The organism is Citrobacter sp. FP75, from assembly GCF_018342065.1.
Classification (GTDB): Bacteria; Pseudomonadota; Gammaproteobacteria; order Enterobacterales; family Enterobacteriaceae; genus Citrobacter.
Map to the genome: position 1 here is coordinate 124,786 of NZ_JAFDOE010000004.1, position 13,220 is coordinate 138,005.

The window sequence follows — 13,220 nt, forward strand, 5'->3', positions numbered from 1 at the left end:
AGCAACGAGAATATCATTCAATCTTTTATCAGACAGTGATTTTATCCACAAGTTCCATGTCGTATTGTGTATACATTACGCACAAAATGTGACATCACGATGAATACGCCGGAAAGAAGCAACAGGGACTCTTTCCCTGCAGAGCGAACTATTCAGTGCAGGGAAAGATTATACCAGAGATTTTTTAATCAGGGGTAAAATGGCGTAAATGTTGAATAGTGGCAAGCCAGGCTGCCACCCAGCCAATCATTGAGCACACCAGCAGGAGCAGCAGGCATTCGTCGAATGATAAGCCGTTGATATCAAACTTAGTTCCAAAAACTTGTGCCACTTCGGTGACCGCTGACGACAGGCGCATCACCAAAATTTCTGACAAAATCAGTGACAGAAAAGCGCCCGAAAAGCCAAGCAGTGCACCACCGTAGAGGAACGGCCGCAGGATAAATCCATCCGTCGCGCCAATCAGTTTCTGCACGTTGATGGTATCGCGACGGGCAAAAATGCTCAGTCGTACGCTGTTGCCGATGACCAGGAAGACTGCTGCTACCATCAATACGCCAATCATCGCCGACACACGCCCCACCAGGCCTGTCAGCGATGCCAGACGCGCAAACCAGCTGTCATCCATGCGCACTTCATCAATACCGTTGATTTGTGCCACACGGTCACGCAGCGTGTTTAGCGATTCCGTTCCCTGGAAATCCAGTTTTGGGATTACCACCGCCACAGCCGGAAGCGGGTTCTCTTCCAGCATATCCAGTGCGCCACCAAAACCAGACCAGTTACGGAATTCACCCAGCGCATCGTCGCGGGAGAGATAATTCACTTTCTCCACGCCCTGCTCTGCCTGCAATTGGCCTACCACCCGCGCCGCCGCATCATCATCCAGCGTTTTCTGCAGATACACGGTGATCTGCGGGGACGGATAATACTGGCTTGCCGCCTGGTTTACGTTCTTATAAACCATGTAACACACGCTTGGCAGTGTCAGGGAGATGGCGATCACCATCACCGTCAGGAACGTCGCCAGCGGCTTGCTTTTCAGGTCCTGTAACGCGCCCTGGAACGCATAGCGTACCTGCTCGTTAAAGACGTTAGTTTTACGCGAGTTCGGCTTTGGCGAGGATTTCGCACGCTTCGGCCCGTTGCGTCCACCGTCACCCGGCGTACCGCCCGATTTACGAAAACGATCCAGGCGACCACCGAACTGTTTGATTTGATTAATAGCGTCACGTCTATTCATGCGCCAGGCCTCCATGCAGATGTCCGTCGCTCAGGACCATCTGGCGATAGGAACGACGGGAGATCAACCCAATGTCGTGCGTCGCCATTAATACCGTGACCCCGACGCGGTTAAACTCTTCGAACAGGCGTAAGATCCCTTCTGACAACGCGTCATCAAGGTTCCCGGTCGGTTCATCCGCCAGCAGCACCGCAGGCTTATTCACCACTGCACGGGCAATCCCCACGCGCTGTTGCTCACCGCCAGAGAGTTGAATCGGGAAGTTCTTCGCTTTGTCCAGCAGCCCGACCTTATCCAGTGCCGCTGACACGCGGCGACGAATATCGTCTCCGCTGGCACCCGCGATAATCAGCGGAATCGCCACGTTGTCAAAAACGGTTCTGTCCATCAGCAGATGGTGATCCTGAAAAATCATCCCGATCTGGCGACGCAGAAACGGTACTTCACGGTTTTTCAAACGGCTGATGTCATGCCCGCTGAAGTAGATTTTCCCGGCGCTGGGCCGTTCAATCCCACAGATCAGCTTCAGCAGGGTACTTTTACCCGCACCGGAATGGCCGGTCAGAAACGCCATCTCGCCAGGCTGCATATGGAATGTGACTCCCTGCAGCGCTTGTCTCCCACCGAGATAGGCCTTGCTGACATGTTCAAAGCGAATCATTGTTAATCCTCTCGGGCAAAAAGTGCCTCTATAAAATCGTCCGCTTTAAACGGACGTAAATCCTCGATACGTTCGCCCACACCGATATAACGGATAGGGATGCCAAACTGGTCGGCAACCGAGAAGATAACCCCACCTTTCGCCGTACCGTCCAGCTTGGTCAGGGTGATACCGGTTATGCCTACCGCTTCATGGAACAGTTTGGCCTGGCTTATGGCATTCTGCCCGGTACTGGCATCGATAGTCAGCATAACTTCATGCGGCGCATCAACGTCGAGCTTCTTCATCACGCGAACGATTTTTTTCAATTCTTCCATCAGGTGCGCTTTGTTCTGCAAGCGACCCGCGGTATCGGCGATCAGCACGTCTACATTACGCGCCTTCGCCGCCTGGATGGCATCAAAGATAACGGACGCGGAATCCGCGCCGGTATGCTGAGCAATCACCGGGATATTGTTACGCTGGCCCCAGACCTGCAGCTGCTCGACCGCCGCCGCACGGAAGGTATCGCCCGCCGCCAGCATCACCGATTTCCCCTGCTGCTCGAACTGACGCGCCAGTTTACCGATGGTAGTGGTTTTACCCACGCCGTTGACGCCAACCATTAAGATAACAAATGGCGTCTTGCCATCAACATTCAGCGGTTCGTCAACCTTCGCCAGAATCTCGCCCATTTCATTTTTCAGCAGACCGTACAGCGCTTCTGCATCTTTAAGCTGCTTGCGGCTGGCGCCCTCTGTCAGGCTCGCAATGATCTTACGGGTGGTTTCTACACCTACGTCGGCGATCAGCAACTGCTCTTCCAGTTCTTCAAACAGATCATCGTCGATCTTTTTACCACGGAACAGACTGATAAATCCGGAACCGAGATTTTCTTTGGTTTTCAGCAGGCTGCGTTTCAGGCGCGCAAAGAAGCCTTCTTTCGTCGGTTTCTCCTGCTCCTGTACGACCTCTTCTTCTGCCGACTCTTCTACAGCAGGTTCTTCTACTGGCACAACCATGACGGCGTCTTCAGCAGCCTCGGCAGCCAGCGCCTGCGCTTCCAGCTCTTCGTCGGTCAGCTGCGGTTCGTTTTCCGCTTCTTCTTCAACCGCTTCAACAATTTCAACGGTTTCCGCTTCGGCCTGCCACTCTTGGGCAGAAATTTCTTCGGCCTTCACCTCTTCCGGCAGCGGCAATTCTTCGTGTTCGATAACCGCCGCGGGTGCGGGAACGTCAACTACCGGCTCAGCCTCCGGCTGCGATTGGGCGACAACAGGTTCCGGCTCAGGCTGCAGTTTTTCGATTTCCGCAACCTGTTCAGTGACTTCCACGACCTCGGCAGCAAAGGCCTCAGTCTCGGCTTCGCTACGGGTTTCCTCAGCGTGCGGCTGTTCGTCAACGACGGTAGTTTCTTCTGCAACCGGTTGTTGTTCTTCGTTTTTTAGTTCTGTCTCGTTTTCCGGTGCCTGCTCTTTTTGACCAAAGCCCAGCCAGGAAAAAAAGCCACGTTTTTTCTCTTTCGCCATTTGCGACTACACTCCCCCGCTGTTGCTTCATGGCACAGCGTCAACGCTATGTACATAGCAGCTAAAAAAATGATGAAATAGTCTATCACTTAACTTAACTCACATCACCGCCTGGAATGACATGCTATAGGCGGATTGAGCAATAATAGAAATGAAAAAACCTAATCACTCTGGCAGCGGCCAGATCCGCATTATTGGCGGGCAATGGCGTGGCCGTAAACTCCCGGTTCCGGACAGCCCAGGTCTGCGACCGACTACCGACCGTGTCCGCGAAACGCTCTTTAACTGGCTGGCCCCGATGATGGTCGATGCTCAGTGCCTGGACTGCTTTGCCGGCAGCGGTGCGCTGGGGCTGGAAGCGCTCTCCCGTTATGCGGCAGGCGCAACGCTTCTGGAAATGGATCGGGCGGTGTCTCAGCAGCTACAAAAAAATCTCGTCACGCTGAAGGCAAATCACGCCCGCGTCGTCAACGCCAATACGCTGGCGTTTCTGGCTCAGGCGGGTACGCCGCATAATATCGTGTTTGTCGATCCGCCATTTCGTAAAGGGTTACTGGAAGAAACATTAACTCTTCTGGAAACGAATGGTTGGCTGGCAAACGAGGCGTATATTTACGTTGAGAGCGAAGTCGAAAACGGCCTGCCGCCAGTTCCGGTTAACTGGTCGTTGTACCGCGAAAAAGTGGCCGGCCAGGTCGCCTATCGCCTGTATCAACGTGAAGAAAAAGGAGAACAGCATGCTGATTAATCTGGGACGCCTGCTGATGCTGTGCGTCTGGGCATTTTTACTGCTCAATCTTTTTCAGCCCTTTCCGCGTCCGCTCAATATCTTCGTTAACGTGGCGCTGGTGTTTATGGTGCTGATGCACGGCATGCAGTTGGCACTGCTGAAATCAACCATGCCGAAAGACGGACCCCAGATGACCACCGGTGAGAAAGTGCGTATTTTTCTGTTCGGCGTATTTGAACTGCTGGTCTGGCAGAAGAAAATTAAAGATCAGCTAAAGAAGTAACCGTGATGCCGGATGGCGGCTGACGCCACTTCCGGCCTGGTCAACTAGGGTTGCGCGCTAAATCCCTCAAAACGCGACCCTTTGTAACTCAGCGTGCCCTTATCGCCGACCGTTAGCGCATGGTACTGCTGCGCATCCAGGCGGAAGGTCTGCTCCATTCCCCCACTTTGCGGCTTAAAGCTGGCTTCGTAGCGCATGCTGGTACCCGCCGGGGTGACTTCCTGCTGGCGCGAACGTCGGTCATTAAGCGGTTTTTCCCGTTTATTACTCACCACAACCTGCTTTTGCATCAGCGGCGCGGCATCATTATCCGCTTTTTCCCGTCGCTGCTGGACAAAGCGAAACGACGCGGCGACAACGATTAATACAATGATAACAATGAAAAAAAACGGTGGCTTACTCATCTTATTAACCCATCAGAAAATGCGGAAATAAGCATACCCTGCCTGTTATGGTGTTGTCATCTGGCGGTGTCGGCCTCTACACTGGACAGAAGAGCCGTAGGCACCCCGCTTACGAAAAAATAACGAATTCAAGGAACTAAGATGCTTTGGTCGTTTATCGCTGTCTGTCTTTCCGCATGGCTGTTTGTGGACGCATCCTATCGTGGGCCCGCCTGGCAACGCTGGGTCTTTAAACCCCTGACGTTACTGCTGCTGGCGCTGCTGGCCTGGCAGGCGCCAATGTTTAACGCCATCAGTTATCTGGTGCTGGCCGGCCTGCTTGCCTCGCTGCTCGGCGATGCGCTGACGCTGTTGCCGCGTCAGCGTCTGCTGTACGCCGTGGGCGCGTTTTTCCTGTCGCATTTGCTCTATACCATCTACTTCGCCAGCCAAATGACGATGTCGTTCTTCTGGCCTCTGCCACTGGTGCTGCTGGTGTTGGGTGCCTTGCTGATCGCCGTGATCTGGACACGACTGGAAGAACTGCGCGTCGCCATATGCACCTTTATCGGCATCACCCTGATGATGGTCTGGATGGCAGGCGAGCTGTGGTTTTTCCGCCCAACCAGCCCGGCGCTGTCGGCATTTATGGGGGCCTCATTGCTGTTCATCGGTAACATTGTCTGGCTGGGCAGTCATTATCGTCGCCGTTTCCGCGCCGATAACGCGATTGCCGCCGCCTGCTACTTTGCCGGACATTTCCTGATTGTGCGTTCGCTGTATCTTTAAAAACGCTTGACTCTGGAGTCGACTCCAGAGTGTATCCTCCGGTTAATACGCAATGATTATCAACCGGAGGATGCCATGTCGACGCCCGATACTGATGGCAAAAAAGCCCCACAATTTTCTTCATTCAAGCTTGCTCCTGCGCCGCAGAAGGTTGATGACTGCTGCTGTGAAGGTGGTTGCTCAACGCCCACGCCCGTTGGTGAAACCGTGGACGGCACTCGCTATACCTGGAAAGTATCAGGCATGGATTGCGCTGCCTGCGCGCGTAAAGTTGAAAATGCCGTCCGCCAGGTCAGCGGCGTAAACCAGGTCCAGGTGCTGTTCGCCACCGAAAAACTGGTGGTCGATGCCGGGGCCGATATCCGTCTGCAAATAGAAAGCGCAGTGCAAAAGGCAGGCTACACCCTGCGCGATGAGCAGGCGCCGGAAGCCGCCCCCGAATCACGGTTTAAAGAAAACCTGCCGCTGATTTCGCTGATTATTATGATGGCGATTAGTTGGGGCCTCGAGCAGTTCAATCATCCCTTTGGGCAGATAGCGTTTATCGCCACTACGCTGGTCGGGCTGTATCCCATTGCCCGTCAGGCGCTGCGTCTGATGAAAACCGGCAGCTATTTTGCCATTGAAACGCTGATGAGCGTCGCCGCCATTGGCGCACTGTTTATTGGTGCCACGGCAGAAGCCGCGATGGTGCTGCTGCTGTTTTTAATTGGCGAACGCCTGGAAGGATGGGCCGCCAGCCGTGCCCGCAAAGGGGTCAGCGCACTGATGGCGCTGAAACCGGAAACGGCTACGCGCCTGCGTAATGGCGAGCGCGAAGAGGTTGCCATTACCACCCTCCAGCCTGGCGATGTGATTGAAGTGGCCGCCGGTGGGCGCTTACCCGCCGACGGCAAACTGGTCTCCGGCTTTGCCAGCTTTGATGAGAGCGCCCTGACCGGCGAATCAATCCCGGTCGAGCGTGCCACGGGTGATAAAGTCCCGGCGGGCGCCACCAGCGTAGACCGTCTGGTCACGCTGGAAGTCCTGTCTGAACCGGGTGCCAGTGCCATTGACCGCATCCTGAAGCTGATTGAAGAAGCCGAAGAGCGTCGAGCCCCCATTGAGCGATTTATTGACCGTTTCAGCCGGATTTACACCCCGGCCATCATGGCGATCGCCCTGCTGGTCACTCTCGTGCCACCGCTGTTGTTTGCCGCCTCCTGGCAGGAATGGATTTATAAAGGGCTGACGCTGCTGCTGATTGGCTGCCCGTGTGCACTGGTGATCTCAACGCCTGCCGCGATCACCTCCGGGCTGGCGGCGGCTGCACGCCGTGGAGCACTGATTAAAGGCGGTGCCGCGCTGGAACAACTGGGCAGAGTGACTCATGTGGCATTCGATAAAACCGGTACCCTGACCGTGGGTAAACCGCGCGTGACGGCGATTCATCCGGCGAGCGGTATCAGCGAGTGCGAACTGCTGGCGCTGGCGGCGGCGGTTGAGCAAGGTGCCACGCACCCGTTGGCGCAGGCGATTGTCCGTGAAGCACAAACCCGCGAACTGGCAATACCTGTCGCGAAAGAACAGCGCGCATTAGTCGGCTCGGGTATTGAAGCGCTGGTCGACGGCGAGCGGGTGCTGATTTGTGCGGCGGGCAAACAGCCTGCCGAAGCCTTTGCCGGGCGAATCAGCGAACTCGAAAGCGCGGGACAAACGGTGGTACTGGTGCTACGCAACGATGCGGTGCTCGGCGTGCTGGCCTTACAGGATACGCTGCGTGATGACGCGCTTACCGCCATCAGCGAGCTTCATCAGTTGGGCGTGAAAGGGGTGATCCTGACCGGTGATAACCCACGTGCAGCGGCAGCGATTGCCAGTAAATTGGGTCTGGAATTCAAAGCTGGCCTGCTACCGGAAGATAAAGTCCGGGTGGTCACCAGCCTGAACCAACAGTCGCCGCTGGCGATGGTCGGTGACGGGATCAACGACGCACCGGCAATGAAAGCAGCCACCATCGGCATTGCAATGGGAAGCGGCACCGACGTCGCGCTGGAAACAGCGGACGCCGCTCTGACCCATAACCGCCTGCGCGGTCTGGTACAAATGATCCAACTGGCGCGCGCCACCCATGCCAATATTCGTCAGAACATTGCCATTGCACTGGGTCTGAAGGGGATTTTCCTGATAACCACGCTGCTGGGGATAACCGGATTGTGGCTGGCGGTGCTGGCAGATACCGGTGCGACGGTGCTGGTGACTGCCAACGCGCTGCGGTTACTGCGTAAAGGGTAATGCCTGTTTCTCGCCTGATGGCGCTTCGCTTATCAGGCCTACAGGCTGGTAGTCATTCGTAGGCCGGATTAGGCGCTTGCGCCGCCATCCGGCAAACAAGATTACTGGCCTTTACGCACCAAATAGCGGTACGGCAGAGAGTCGGTCTCTTTGGCCACCAGCTCATGTTCCATAAACGTACAGAAGCCGGGAATGTCGCGGGTTGTTGCCGGATCGTCCGCGACAATCAGCAGCGTTTCACCGGCCTGCATGCCGCGCACAGTTTTACGCACCATCATCACCGGTTCCGGGCAGCGCAGCCCCTGGGCATCAAGGGTATGGTCGGGAGAGGTAAACAAATCGCTCATCGTTGTCTCGTTCAATAAAAAACGGCGTTATTTTACGCTCTGTTGTTCAGTAAGCCAATCAGGTTAACGATTGCGTGAAAAACAACCATTGCAAAGCAGCATTAAAGCAGTATCATGCGTCCGTTTTATTGGGTTCCCTCACCCCAATTGTTTACTAAAAAGGTACAATATGACTCCGTTTACACAAACTCAGCGCGTAAAAGCGTTGTTCTGGCTATCGCTATTTCATCTGTTGGTGATCACTTCCAGCAACTATCTGGTGCAACTACCGATCACCATCTTCGGTTTTCACACCACATGGGGCGCCTTTAGCTTTCCGTTTATTTTCCTCGCCACCGACCTGACTGTACGCATTTTTGGCGCACCGCTGGCGCGACGCATCATTTTTGCCGTCATGATCCCCGCCCTGTTGATTTCATACATGGTTTCCGCGCTATTTTATATGGGGTCCTGGCAGGGATTCGACGCGCTGCTGCACTTTAATCTGTTTGTCGCCCGTATCGCCGTCGCCAGCTTTATGGCCTACGCGTTAGGGCAAATTCTGGACGTGCATGTCTTTAACCGCCTGCGTCAGAACCGTCGCTGGTGGCTCGCACCGACCGCGTCCACGCTGTTTGGCAACATCAGCGATACGCTGGCCTTCTTCTTTATCGCCTTCTGGCGTAGCCCGGATGCCTTTATGGCCGAGCACTGGATGGAAATCGCGCTTGTCGATTACTGTTTCAAGGTGCTGATCAGCATTATTTTCTTCCTGCCGATGTACGGCGTGTTGCTGAATATGTTGCTGAAAAGGCTGGCAGATAAATCCGAAATCGCTGCATTGCAGACGAGTTAAAGGTTCATTTTCCGAGTTGTGATAAGATGGACGAATGAGCCGTTATGGCCGTTTATCGAAAGGAAGAAGTCAATGCGCAATCTGGTTAAATATGTCGGTATTGGCCTGCTGGTTATGGGGCTTGCGGCCTGTGATAATAGCGATACAAAAGCGCCAGCCGAGGGTGCTGCAGCAGAAAGTAACGCAGCCGGACAACCGGTCAGCCTGCTGGACGGCAAACTCAGTTTTTCTCTGCCAGCGGATATGACCGATCAGAGCGGTAAGCTGGGCACTCAGGCCAACAATATGCACGTGTATTCTGACGCAACCGGCCAGAAAGCGGTGATTGTGATTGTCGGTGATAACACCAGCGAAGACCTGACCGTGCTGGCAAAACGCCTGGAAGATCAGCAGCGTAGCCGTGACCCGCAGCTGCAGGTCGTCACCAATAAATCAATTGAGCTGAAAGGTCATACCCTGCAGCAGTTAGACAGCATCATCTCCGCCAAAGGCCAGACCGCTTACTCTTCCGTCGTGCTGGGTAAAGTGGACAATCAACTGCTGACCCTGCAGATCACGCTGCCTGCTGACGATCAGCAGAAAGCGCAGACGACCGCAGAAAACATCATTAACACGCTGGTTATCCAGTAACCGTTAAGATGATGACACGGCCTCCGCAGATTCCTCCGGGGGCCGTTTTTTTAACCGCCAGGTCAGTAGTAAAGCCACCGCCACCAGTCCGGCTGCTGCCAGATAGATAATCGGCACGCCCGCCCACGTCATTACCAGCCCCGCCAGCGGCCCGGTAACCCCCAGCGAGAGATCCATAAATACCGTATAGGTTGCCAGCGCTGCGCCCTGATTCTGCTGCGGTACCGCTTTTACTGCCACCACGCCCAACGCCGGGAACACCAGTGAGAACCCCGCGCCAGCCAGCAGAACGCCCACTTTCGCCATCCACGGCATGGACGCCATTCCCACCAGCAGCAGCCCGACAATCTCGACGCTAAAGCAGATCATCGCCACATTTAAACCGCCTAACCGATTGATGCCATTTGGGAATAACAAGCGAGTCCCGACAAACGTGCAGCTGAACAGCGTCAACGCAAATGCCGCGCCGTCCCAGCCTTTGGCGTCATAAAACAGGGTGATAAAGGTGGCAATCACCCCAAAACCGGCAGAAGCCAACGCCAACGCCATCCCGTACAGCCAGACGCGCCCGAGCACCGCGCGAAACGGCATCGGTTTGCCTTTGCTGGCCTTCACCGTCGGGCGCGGCAGCGCCAGAAGTATCGCCAGCAGCGCTACCGCCATGATGGTCAGCGCCAGTCCCTGCAATCCACCCCAGGCATAACAGAGCACGCCCAGCGGCGCGCCTATCGCCATCGCCCCGTAGGTGACGATACCGTTCCATGAAATCACCCGTCCGATGTGCATTGAGCCAACCACGCCCACGCCCCACAGCGTTGAGCCGGTACCCGCAAAACTTTGCCCAATCCCCAGGATCACACGCCCGAGGCACAGCAACAGCAAACTCGCCATCGGCCAACCGCTGGACGATCCCGCCAGCAAATAGCCCAGGCCACTTAAAAAACAGCCGCACAACCCAAACACGACAATCTTTTTCGGGCCCAGTAGATCGGCATATCGGCCCGCATGCGGGCGACTCAATAACGTAGCGAAATACTGCAGGCTGATAACCAGCCCGGCCCAGAAGGCGCTAAACCCCATAACATCATGGACATAGCCAGGCAGCACCGCGAGCGGTAAGCCGATGGTCAGATAGCTGGCGAAGTTAAACATCACCACCGAGACAATGCGCAGATTGAGACGTAATCCGTTAAGCGCCGGTTGAGCGACGGGTTCGGGCATGGAGGGTCACCACATTTTTACAACATTGTTTCATTTCTATCATGTTGCCGGGCAGAAATCAGCAGCCAGATTAGGAATATCGGTTGCAAGCCAGCCGCTACACTTAATGCAAAACGTAAAAAGGAAAAATACATGACAACCGCTCAGCCTGATAAAACGGGTTTGCATATTTTACTCAAACTGGCCGCCCTGGTTGTTATCCTTGCGGGCATTCACGCGGCTGCCGATATCATTGTCCAACTTCTGTTGGCCCTCTTTTTTGCCATCGTGCTGAACCCACTGGTCACCTGGTTTATTCGCCGGGGGCTAGGTCGCCCGATTGCCATTACGCTGGTGGTGGTGGTGATGCTGTTTGTTCTCACCGCGCTGGTGGGCGTCCTCGCGTCTTCAATCACTGAATTCATGGACATGTTGCCGAAGTACAACAAAGAGCTGACGCGCAAGGTCCTCTATGTGCAAGAGATGGTGCCCTTTCTTAACCTGCACATGTCGCCAGAACGTCTACTGCAACGTATCGACTCCGACAAGCTGATGACCTTCACAACCACGCTAATGACCGGACTTTCCGGTGCAATGGCAAGCGTCTTCCTGCTGGTGATGACGGTGGTGTTTATGCTGTTCGAGGTGCGCCATGTACCTTACAAGATGCGCTTTGCGTTGAATAATCCGCAGATCCATATTGCTGGTCTGCATCGCGCATTGAAGGGGGTGACTCACTATCTGGCGCTAAAAACATTGCTCAGCTTATGGACCGGGGCTATTGTCTGGCTGGGGCTGGCGCTGATGGGTATTCAGTTTGCTCTGATGTGGGGCGTGCTGGCGTTCCTGCTAAACTATGTGCCCAATATTGGCTCCGTTATTTCCGCCGTCCCCCCTATGCTCCAGGCGCTGCTGTTCAACGGCATTTACGAATGCGTGCTGGTCGGCGCACTGTTTCTGGTGGTGCATATGGTGATTGGCAATATCCTCGAGCCGCGCATGATGGGGCATCGCCTGGGATTGTCGACGCTTGTCGTCTTCCTTTCCTTGCTGGTGTGGGGATGGCTGCTTGGCCCGGTTGGTATGCTGCTTTCCGTGCCGCTCACCAGCGTGTGTAAAATCTGGATGGAAACCACCAAAGGCGGCAGCAAGCTGGCAATTTTGTTGGGCCCCGGCAGACCGAAAAGTCGATTACCGGGATAAACTTGCAAAAGGGACGTGAAGAATGGTACACAACCCCCATTATGACTAAAGGTTAGCCCTGATATGTACCGGATTGTTCTTGGGAAAGTGTCTGATTTAAGCTCCGGCCCCCTACCCCGTGCGCTCTATGAACAGGCACCGCAAGGTGCTCGCCGCGCGCGCTGGCTGGCTGGCCGTGTGCTACTTTCTCATACCCTGTCGCCACTGCCAGACATTATCTATGGCGAGCAGGGAAAACCGGCGTTCTCAGCCGACACGCCGCTGTGGTTCAATCTCAGCCATAGTGGCGATGACATCGCCCTGTTGCTCAGCGACGAAGGGGAAGTGGGCTGCGATATTGAAGTCGTGCGCCCACGCGATAACTGGCAAACGCTGGCAAATACGGTATTCAGCCTTGGGGAACATGCCGAAGTCGAAGCCGAACGCCCGGACCAACAACTGGCGGCCTTCTGGCGCATCTGGACGCGCAAAGAGGCCATCATTAAACAACGTGGCGGCAGCGCCTGGCAAATTGTCAGCGTTGACAGCACCACGCTAACGTCCTCGCTCTCTGTCAGCCAGTGTCAGCTCGACGCTCTGAGCCTGGCAGTGTGTACGCCAACGCCGTTTACCCTGACAGCTGACGCCGTGCAAAGGCTGTAATACCGCATTCCCCGTGCGCTACCGCGCTTTATCGTAAGGTTGAAATCAGATGCAACGAGTCACCATTACTCTCGATGACGATTTACTGGAAACGCTGGACAGCCTGAGTCAGCGTCGCGGCTATAACAACCGTTCCGAAGCCATTCGTGACATTCTGCGCGGTGCACTGTCCCAGGAAAGCACGCAAGAGCACGGCACCCAGGGCTTCGCGGTGCTCTCATATGTTTATGAACATGAGAAACGTGACTTAGCCAGCCGTATTATCTCGACCCAACATCATCATCATGATTTGTCGGTCGCTACCCTGCACGTCCACATCAACCATGACGACTGTCTGGAAATCGCCGTGCTGAAAGGCGATATGGGCGACGTACAGCATTTTGCCGATGACGTCATCTCCCAGCGCGGCGTGCGCCACGGTCATTTGCAGTGCCTGCCGAAGGAAGAGTGATTACGAATGACATTGCCGGGTGCGCTTCGCTTTCCCGGCAA

15 protein-coding genes are annotated in these 13,220 nt (G+C 55.1%); 9 read left to right on the plus strand and 6 right to left on the minus strand.

Annotated features, from left to right (window positions below; all coding sequences use genetic code 11):
• Nucleotides 1-184 precede the first annotated feature (184 nt).
• Genes ftsX through ftsY form a run of 3 tightly spaced genes read right to left on the minus strand, consistent with a single transcriptional unit; the run spans nucleotide 185 to nucleotide 3,412 of the window.
• Nucleotides 185-1,243, minus strand: a complete 1,059-nt coding sequence (gene ftsX, locus JQ822_RS15185) for a permease-like cell division protein FtsX (protein WP_213134176.1) — start codon at nucleotides 1,241-1,243, stop codon at nucleotides 185-187.
• Entirely contained in the window at nucleotides 1,236-1,904 is a 669-nt protein-coding gene (gene ftsE / locus JQ822_RS15190) for a cell division ATP-binding protein FtsE (protein ID WP_003023420.1), read from the minus strand. The genes ftsX and ftsE overlap by 8 nt, the downstream gene beginning before the upstream one ends.
• A gap of 2 nt (nucleotides 1,905-1,906) precedes the next feature.
• Nucleotides 1,907-3,412 carry a signal recognition particle-docking protein FtsY gene (gene ftsY / locus JQ822_RS15195; protein ID WP_213134177.1) on the minus strand — a complete coding sequence of 502 codons (1,506 nt, stop codon included), beginning with the start codon at nucleotides 3,410-3,412 and terminating at the stop codon, nucleotides 1,907-1,909.
• A gap of 151 nt (nucleotides 3,413-3,563) precedes the next feature.
• Here ftsY and rsmD point away from each other — a divergent pair, with 151 nt between their 5' ends.
• Complete coding sequence (rsmD, locus tag JQ822_RS15200) at nucleotides 3,564-4,160, plus strand: 16S rRNA (guanine(966)-N(2))-methyltransferase (protein WP_213134178.1); 597 nt, start codon at nucleotides 3,564-3,566, stop codon at nucleotides 4,158-4,160.
• Entirely contained in the window at nucleotides 4,150-4,425 is a 276-nt protein-coding gene (locus tag JQ822_RS15205; protein ID WP_135323997.1) for a DUF1145 family protein, read from the plus strand. The genes rsmD and JQ822_RS15205 overlap by 11 nt, the downstream gene beginning before the upstream one ends.
• A gap of 44 nt (nucleotides 4,426-4,469) precedes the next feature.
• Here JQ822_RS15205 and JQ822_RS15210 read toward each other — a convergent pair whose 3' ends face one another.
• Complete coding sequence (locus JQ822_RS15210) at nucleotides 4,470-4,829, minus strand: DUF2500 domain-containing protein (RefSeq protein WP_213134179.1); 360 nt, start codon at nucleotides 4,827-4,829, stop codon at nucleotides 4,470-4,472.
• Nucleotides 4,830-4,970: 141 nt separating this feature from the next.
• On the opposite strand from JQ822_RS15210, the gene JQ822_RS15215 reads away from it, so the two are divergent.
• Entirely contained in the window at nucleotides 4,971-5,597 is a 627-nt protein-coding gene (locus JQ822_RS15215) for a lysoplasmalogenase (RefSeq protein ID WP_213134180.1), read from the plus strand.
• 75 nt (nucleotides 5,598-5,672) lie between these two features.
• Nucleotides 5,673-7,871 (plus strand): Zn(II)/Cd(II)/Pb(II) translocating P-type ATPase ZntA, encoded by a 2,199-nt coding sequence (gene zntA / locus JQ822_RS15220; RefSeq protein ID WP_213134181.1) that lies wholly within the window; start codon nucleotides 5,673-5,675, stop codon nucleotides 7,869-7,871.
• Between the two features lie 101 nt (nucleotides 7,872-7,972).
• On the opposite strand, the gene tusA is transcribed toward zntA, so the two are convergent.
• Nucleotides 7,973-8,218: a sulfurtransferase TusA gene (tusA, locus tag JQ822_RS15225; RefSeq protein ID WP_003827551.1), complete on the minus strand. Its 246-nt coding sequence runs from the start codon at nucleotides 8,216-8,218 to the stop codon at nucleotides 7,973-7,975.
• Between the two features lie 169 nt (nucleotides 8,219-8,387).
• Between tusA and JQ822_RS15230 the strand changes: the two genes are divergently transcribed.
• Together JQ822_RS15230 and JQ822_RS15235 are read left to right on the plus strand one after the other, a co-directional pair.
• The gene (locus tag JQ822_RS15230; protein WP_213134182.1) at nucleotides 8,388-9,053 is read left to right on the plus strand and encodes a 7-cyano-7-deazaguanine/7-aminomethyl-7-deazaguanine transporter; all 666 of its coding nucleotides are present in this window, start codon (nucleotides 8,388-8,390) and stop codon (nucleotides 9,051-9,053) included.
• 72 nt (nucleotides 9,054-9,125) lie between these two features.
• Nucleotides 9,126-9,683 carry a DcrB family lipoprotein gene (locus JQ822_RS15235; RefSeq protein WP_213134183.1) on the plus strand — a complete coding sequence of 186 codons (558 nt, stop codon included), beginning with the start codon at nucleotides 9,126-9,128 and terminating at the stop codon, nucleotides 9,681-9,683.
• A 3-nt stretch (nucleotides 9,684-9,686) separates the two neighbouring features.
• Here the strand turns inward: JQ822_RS15235 and JQ822_RS15240 are convergent, their stop codons facing one another.
• Nucleotides 9,687-10,904: an MFS transporter gene (locus JQ822_RS15240; RefSeq protein WP_213134184.1), complete on the minus strand. Its 1,218-nt coding sequence runs from the start codon at nucleotides 10,902-10,904 to the stop codon at nucleotides 9,687-9,689.
• Nucleotides 10,905-11,036: 132 nt separating this feature from the next.
• Between JQ822_RS15240 and JQ822_RS15245 the strand changes: the two genes are divergently transcribed.
• From JQ822_RS15245 to nikR, 3 genes are all read left to right on the plus strand, one after another.
• Nucleotides 11,037-12,086 carry an AI-2E family transporter gene (locus tag JQ822_RS15245; protein WP_213134185.1) on the plus strand — a complete coding sequence of 350 codons (1,050 nt, stop codon included), beginning with the start codon at nucleotides 11,037-11,039 and terminating at the stop codon, nucleotides 12,084-12,086.
• A gap of 63 nt (nucleotides 12,087-12,149) precedes the next feature.
• The gene (acpT, locus tag JQ822_RS15250) at nucleotides 12,150-12,728 is read left to right on the plus strand and encodes a 4'-phosphopantetheinyl transferase AcpT (protein WP_213134186.1); all 579 of its coding nucleotides are present in this window, start codon (nucleotides 12,150-12,152) and stop codon (nucleotides 12,726-12,728) included.
• Between the two features lie 49 nt (nucleotides 12,729-12,777).
• Nucleotides 12,778-13,179 carry a nickel-responsive transcriptional regulator NikR gene (nikR, locus tag JQ822_RS15255; RefSeq protein ID WP_213134187.1) on the plus strand — a complete coding sequence of 134 codons (402 nt, stop codon included), beginning with the start codon at nucleotides 12,778-12,780 and terminating at the stop codon, nucleotides 13,177-13,179.
• Nucleotides 13,180-13,220 lie beyond the last annotated feature (41 nt).

Coding starts and splice junctions, on each gene's coding strand:
- ftsX (WP_213134176.1), bottom strand. CDS start 1,243: ATGAATAGACGTGACGCTATTAATCAAATCAAACAGTTCGGTGGTCGC.
- ftsE (WP_003023420.1), bottom strand. CDS start 1,904: ATGATTCGCTTTGAACATGTCAGCAAGGCCTATCTCGGTGGGAGACAA.
- ftsY (WP_213134177.1), bottom strand. CDS start 3,412: ATGGCGAAAGAGAAAAAACGTGGCTTTTTTTCCTGGCTGGGCTTTGGT.
- rsmD (WP_213134178.1), top strand. CDS start 3,564: ATGAAAAAACCTAATCACTCTGGCAGCGGCCAGATCCGCATTATTGGC.
- JQ822_RS15205 (WP_135323997.1), top strand. CDS start 4,150: ATGCTGATTAATCTGGGACGCCTGCTGATGCTGTGCGTCTGGGCATTT.
- JQ822_RS15210 (WP_213134179.1), bottom strand. CDS start 4,829: ATGAGTAAGCCACCGTTTTTTTTCATTGTTATCATTGTATTAATCGTT.
- JQ822_RS15215 (WP_213134180.1), top strand. CDS start 4,971: ATGCTTTGGTCGTTTATCGCTGTCTGTCTTTCCGCATGGCTGTTTGTG.
- zntA (WP_213134181.1), top strand. CDS start 5,673: ATGTCGACGCCCGATACTGATGGCAAAAAAGCCCCACAATTTTCTTCA.
- tusA (WP_003827551.1), bottom strand. CDS start 8,218: ATGAGCGATTTGTTTACCTCTCCCGACCATACCCTTGATGCCCAGGGG.
- JQ822_RS15230 (WP_213134182.1), top strand. CDS start 8,388: ATGACTCCGTTTACACAAACTCAGCGCGTAAAAGCGTTGTTCTGGCTA.
- JQ822_RS15235 (WP_213134183.1), top strand. CDS start 9,126: ATGCGCAATCTGGTTAAATATGTCGGTATTGGCCTGCTGGTTATGGGG.
- JQ822_RS15240 (WP_213134184.1), bottom strand. CDS start 10,904: ATGCCCGAACCCGTCGCTCAACCGGCGCTTAACGGATTACGTCTCAAT.
- JQ822_RS15245 (WP_213134185.1), top strand. CDS start 11,037: ATGACAACCGCTCAGCCTGATAAAACGGGTTTGCATATTTTACTCAAA.
- acpT (WP_213134186.1), top strand. CDS start 12,150: ATGTACCGGATTGTTCTTGGGAAAGTGTCTGATTTAAGCTCCGGCCCC.
- nikR (WP_213134187.1), top strand. CDS start 12,778: ATGCAACGAGTCACCATTACTCTCGATGACGATTTACTGGAAACGCTG.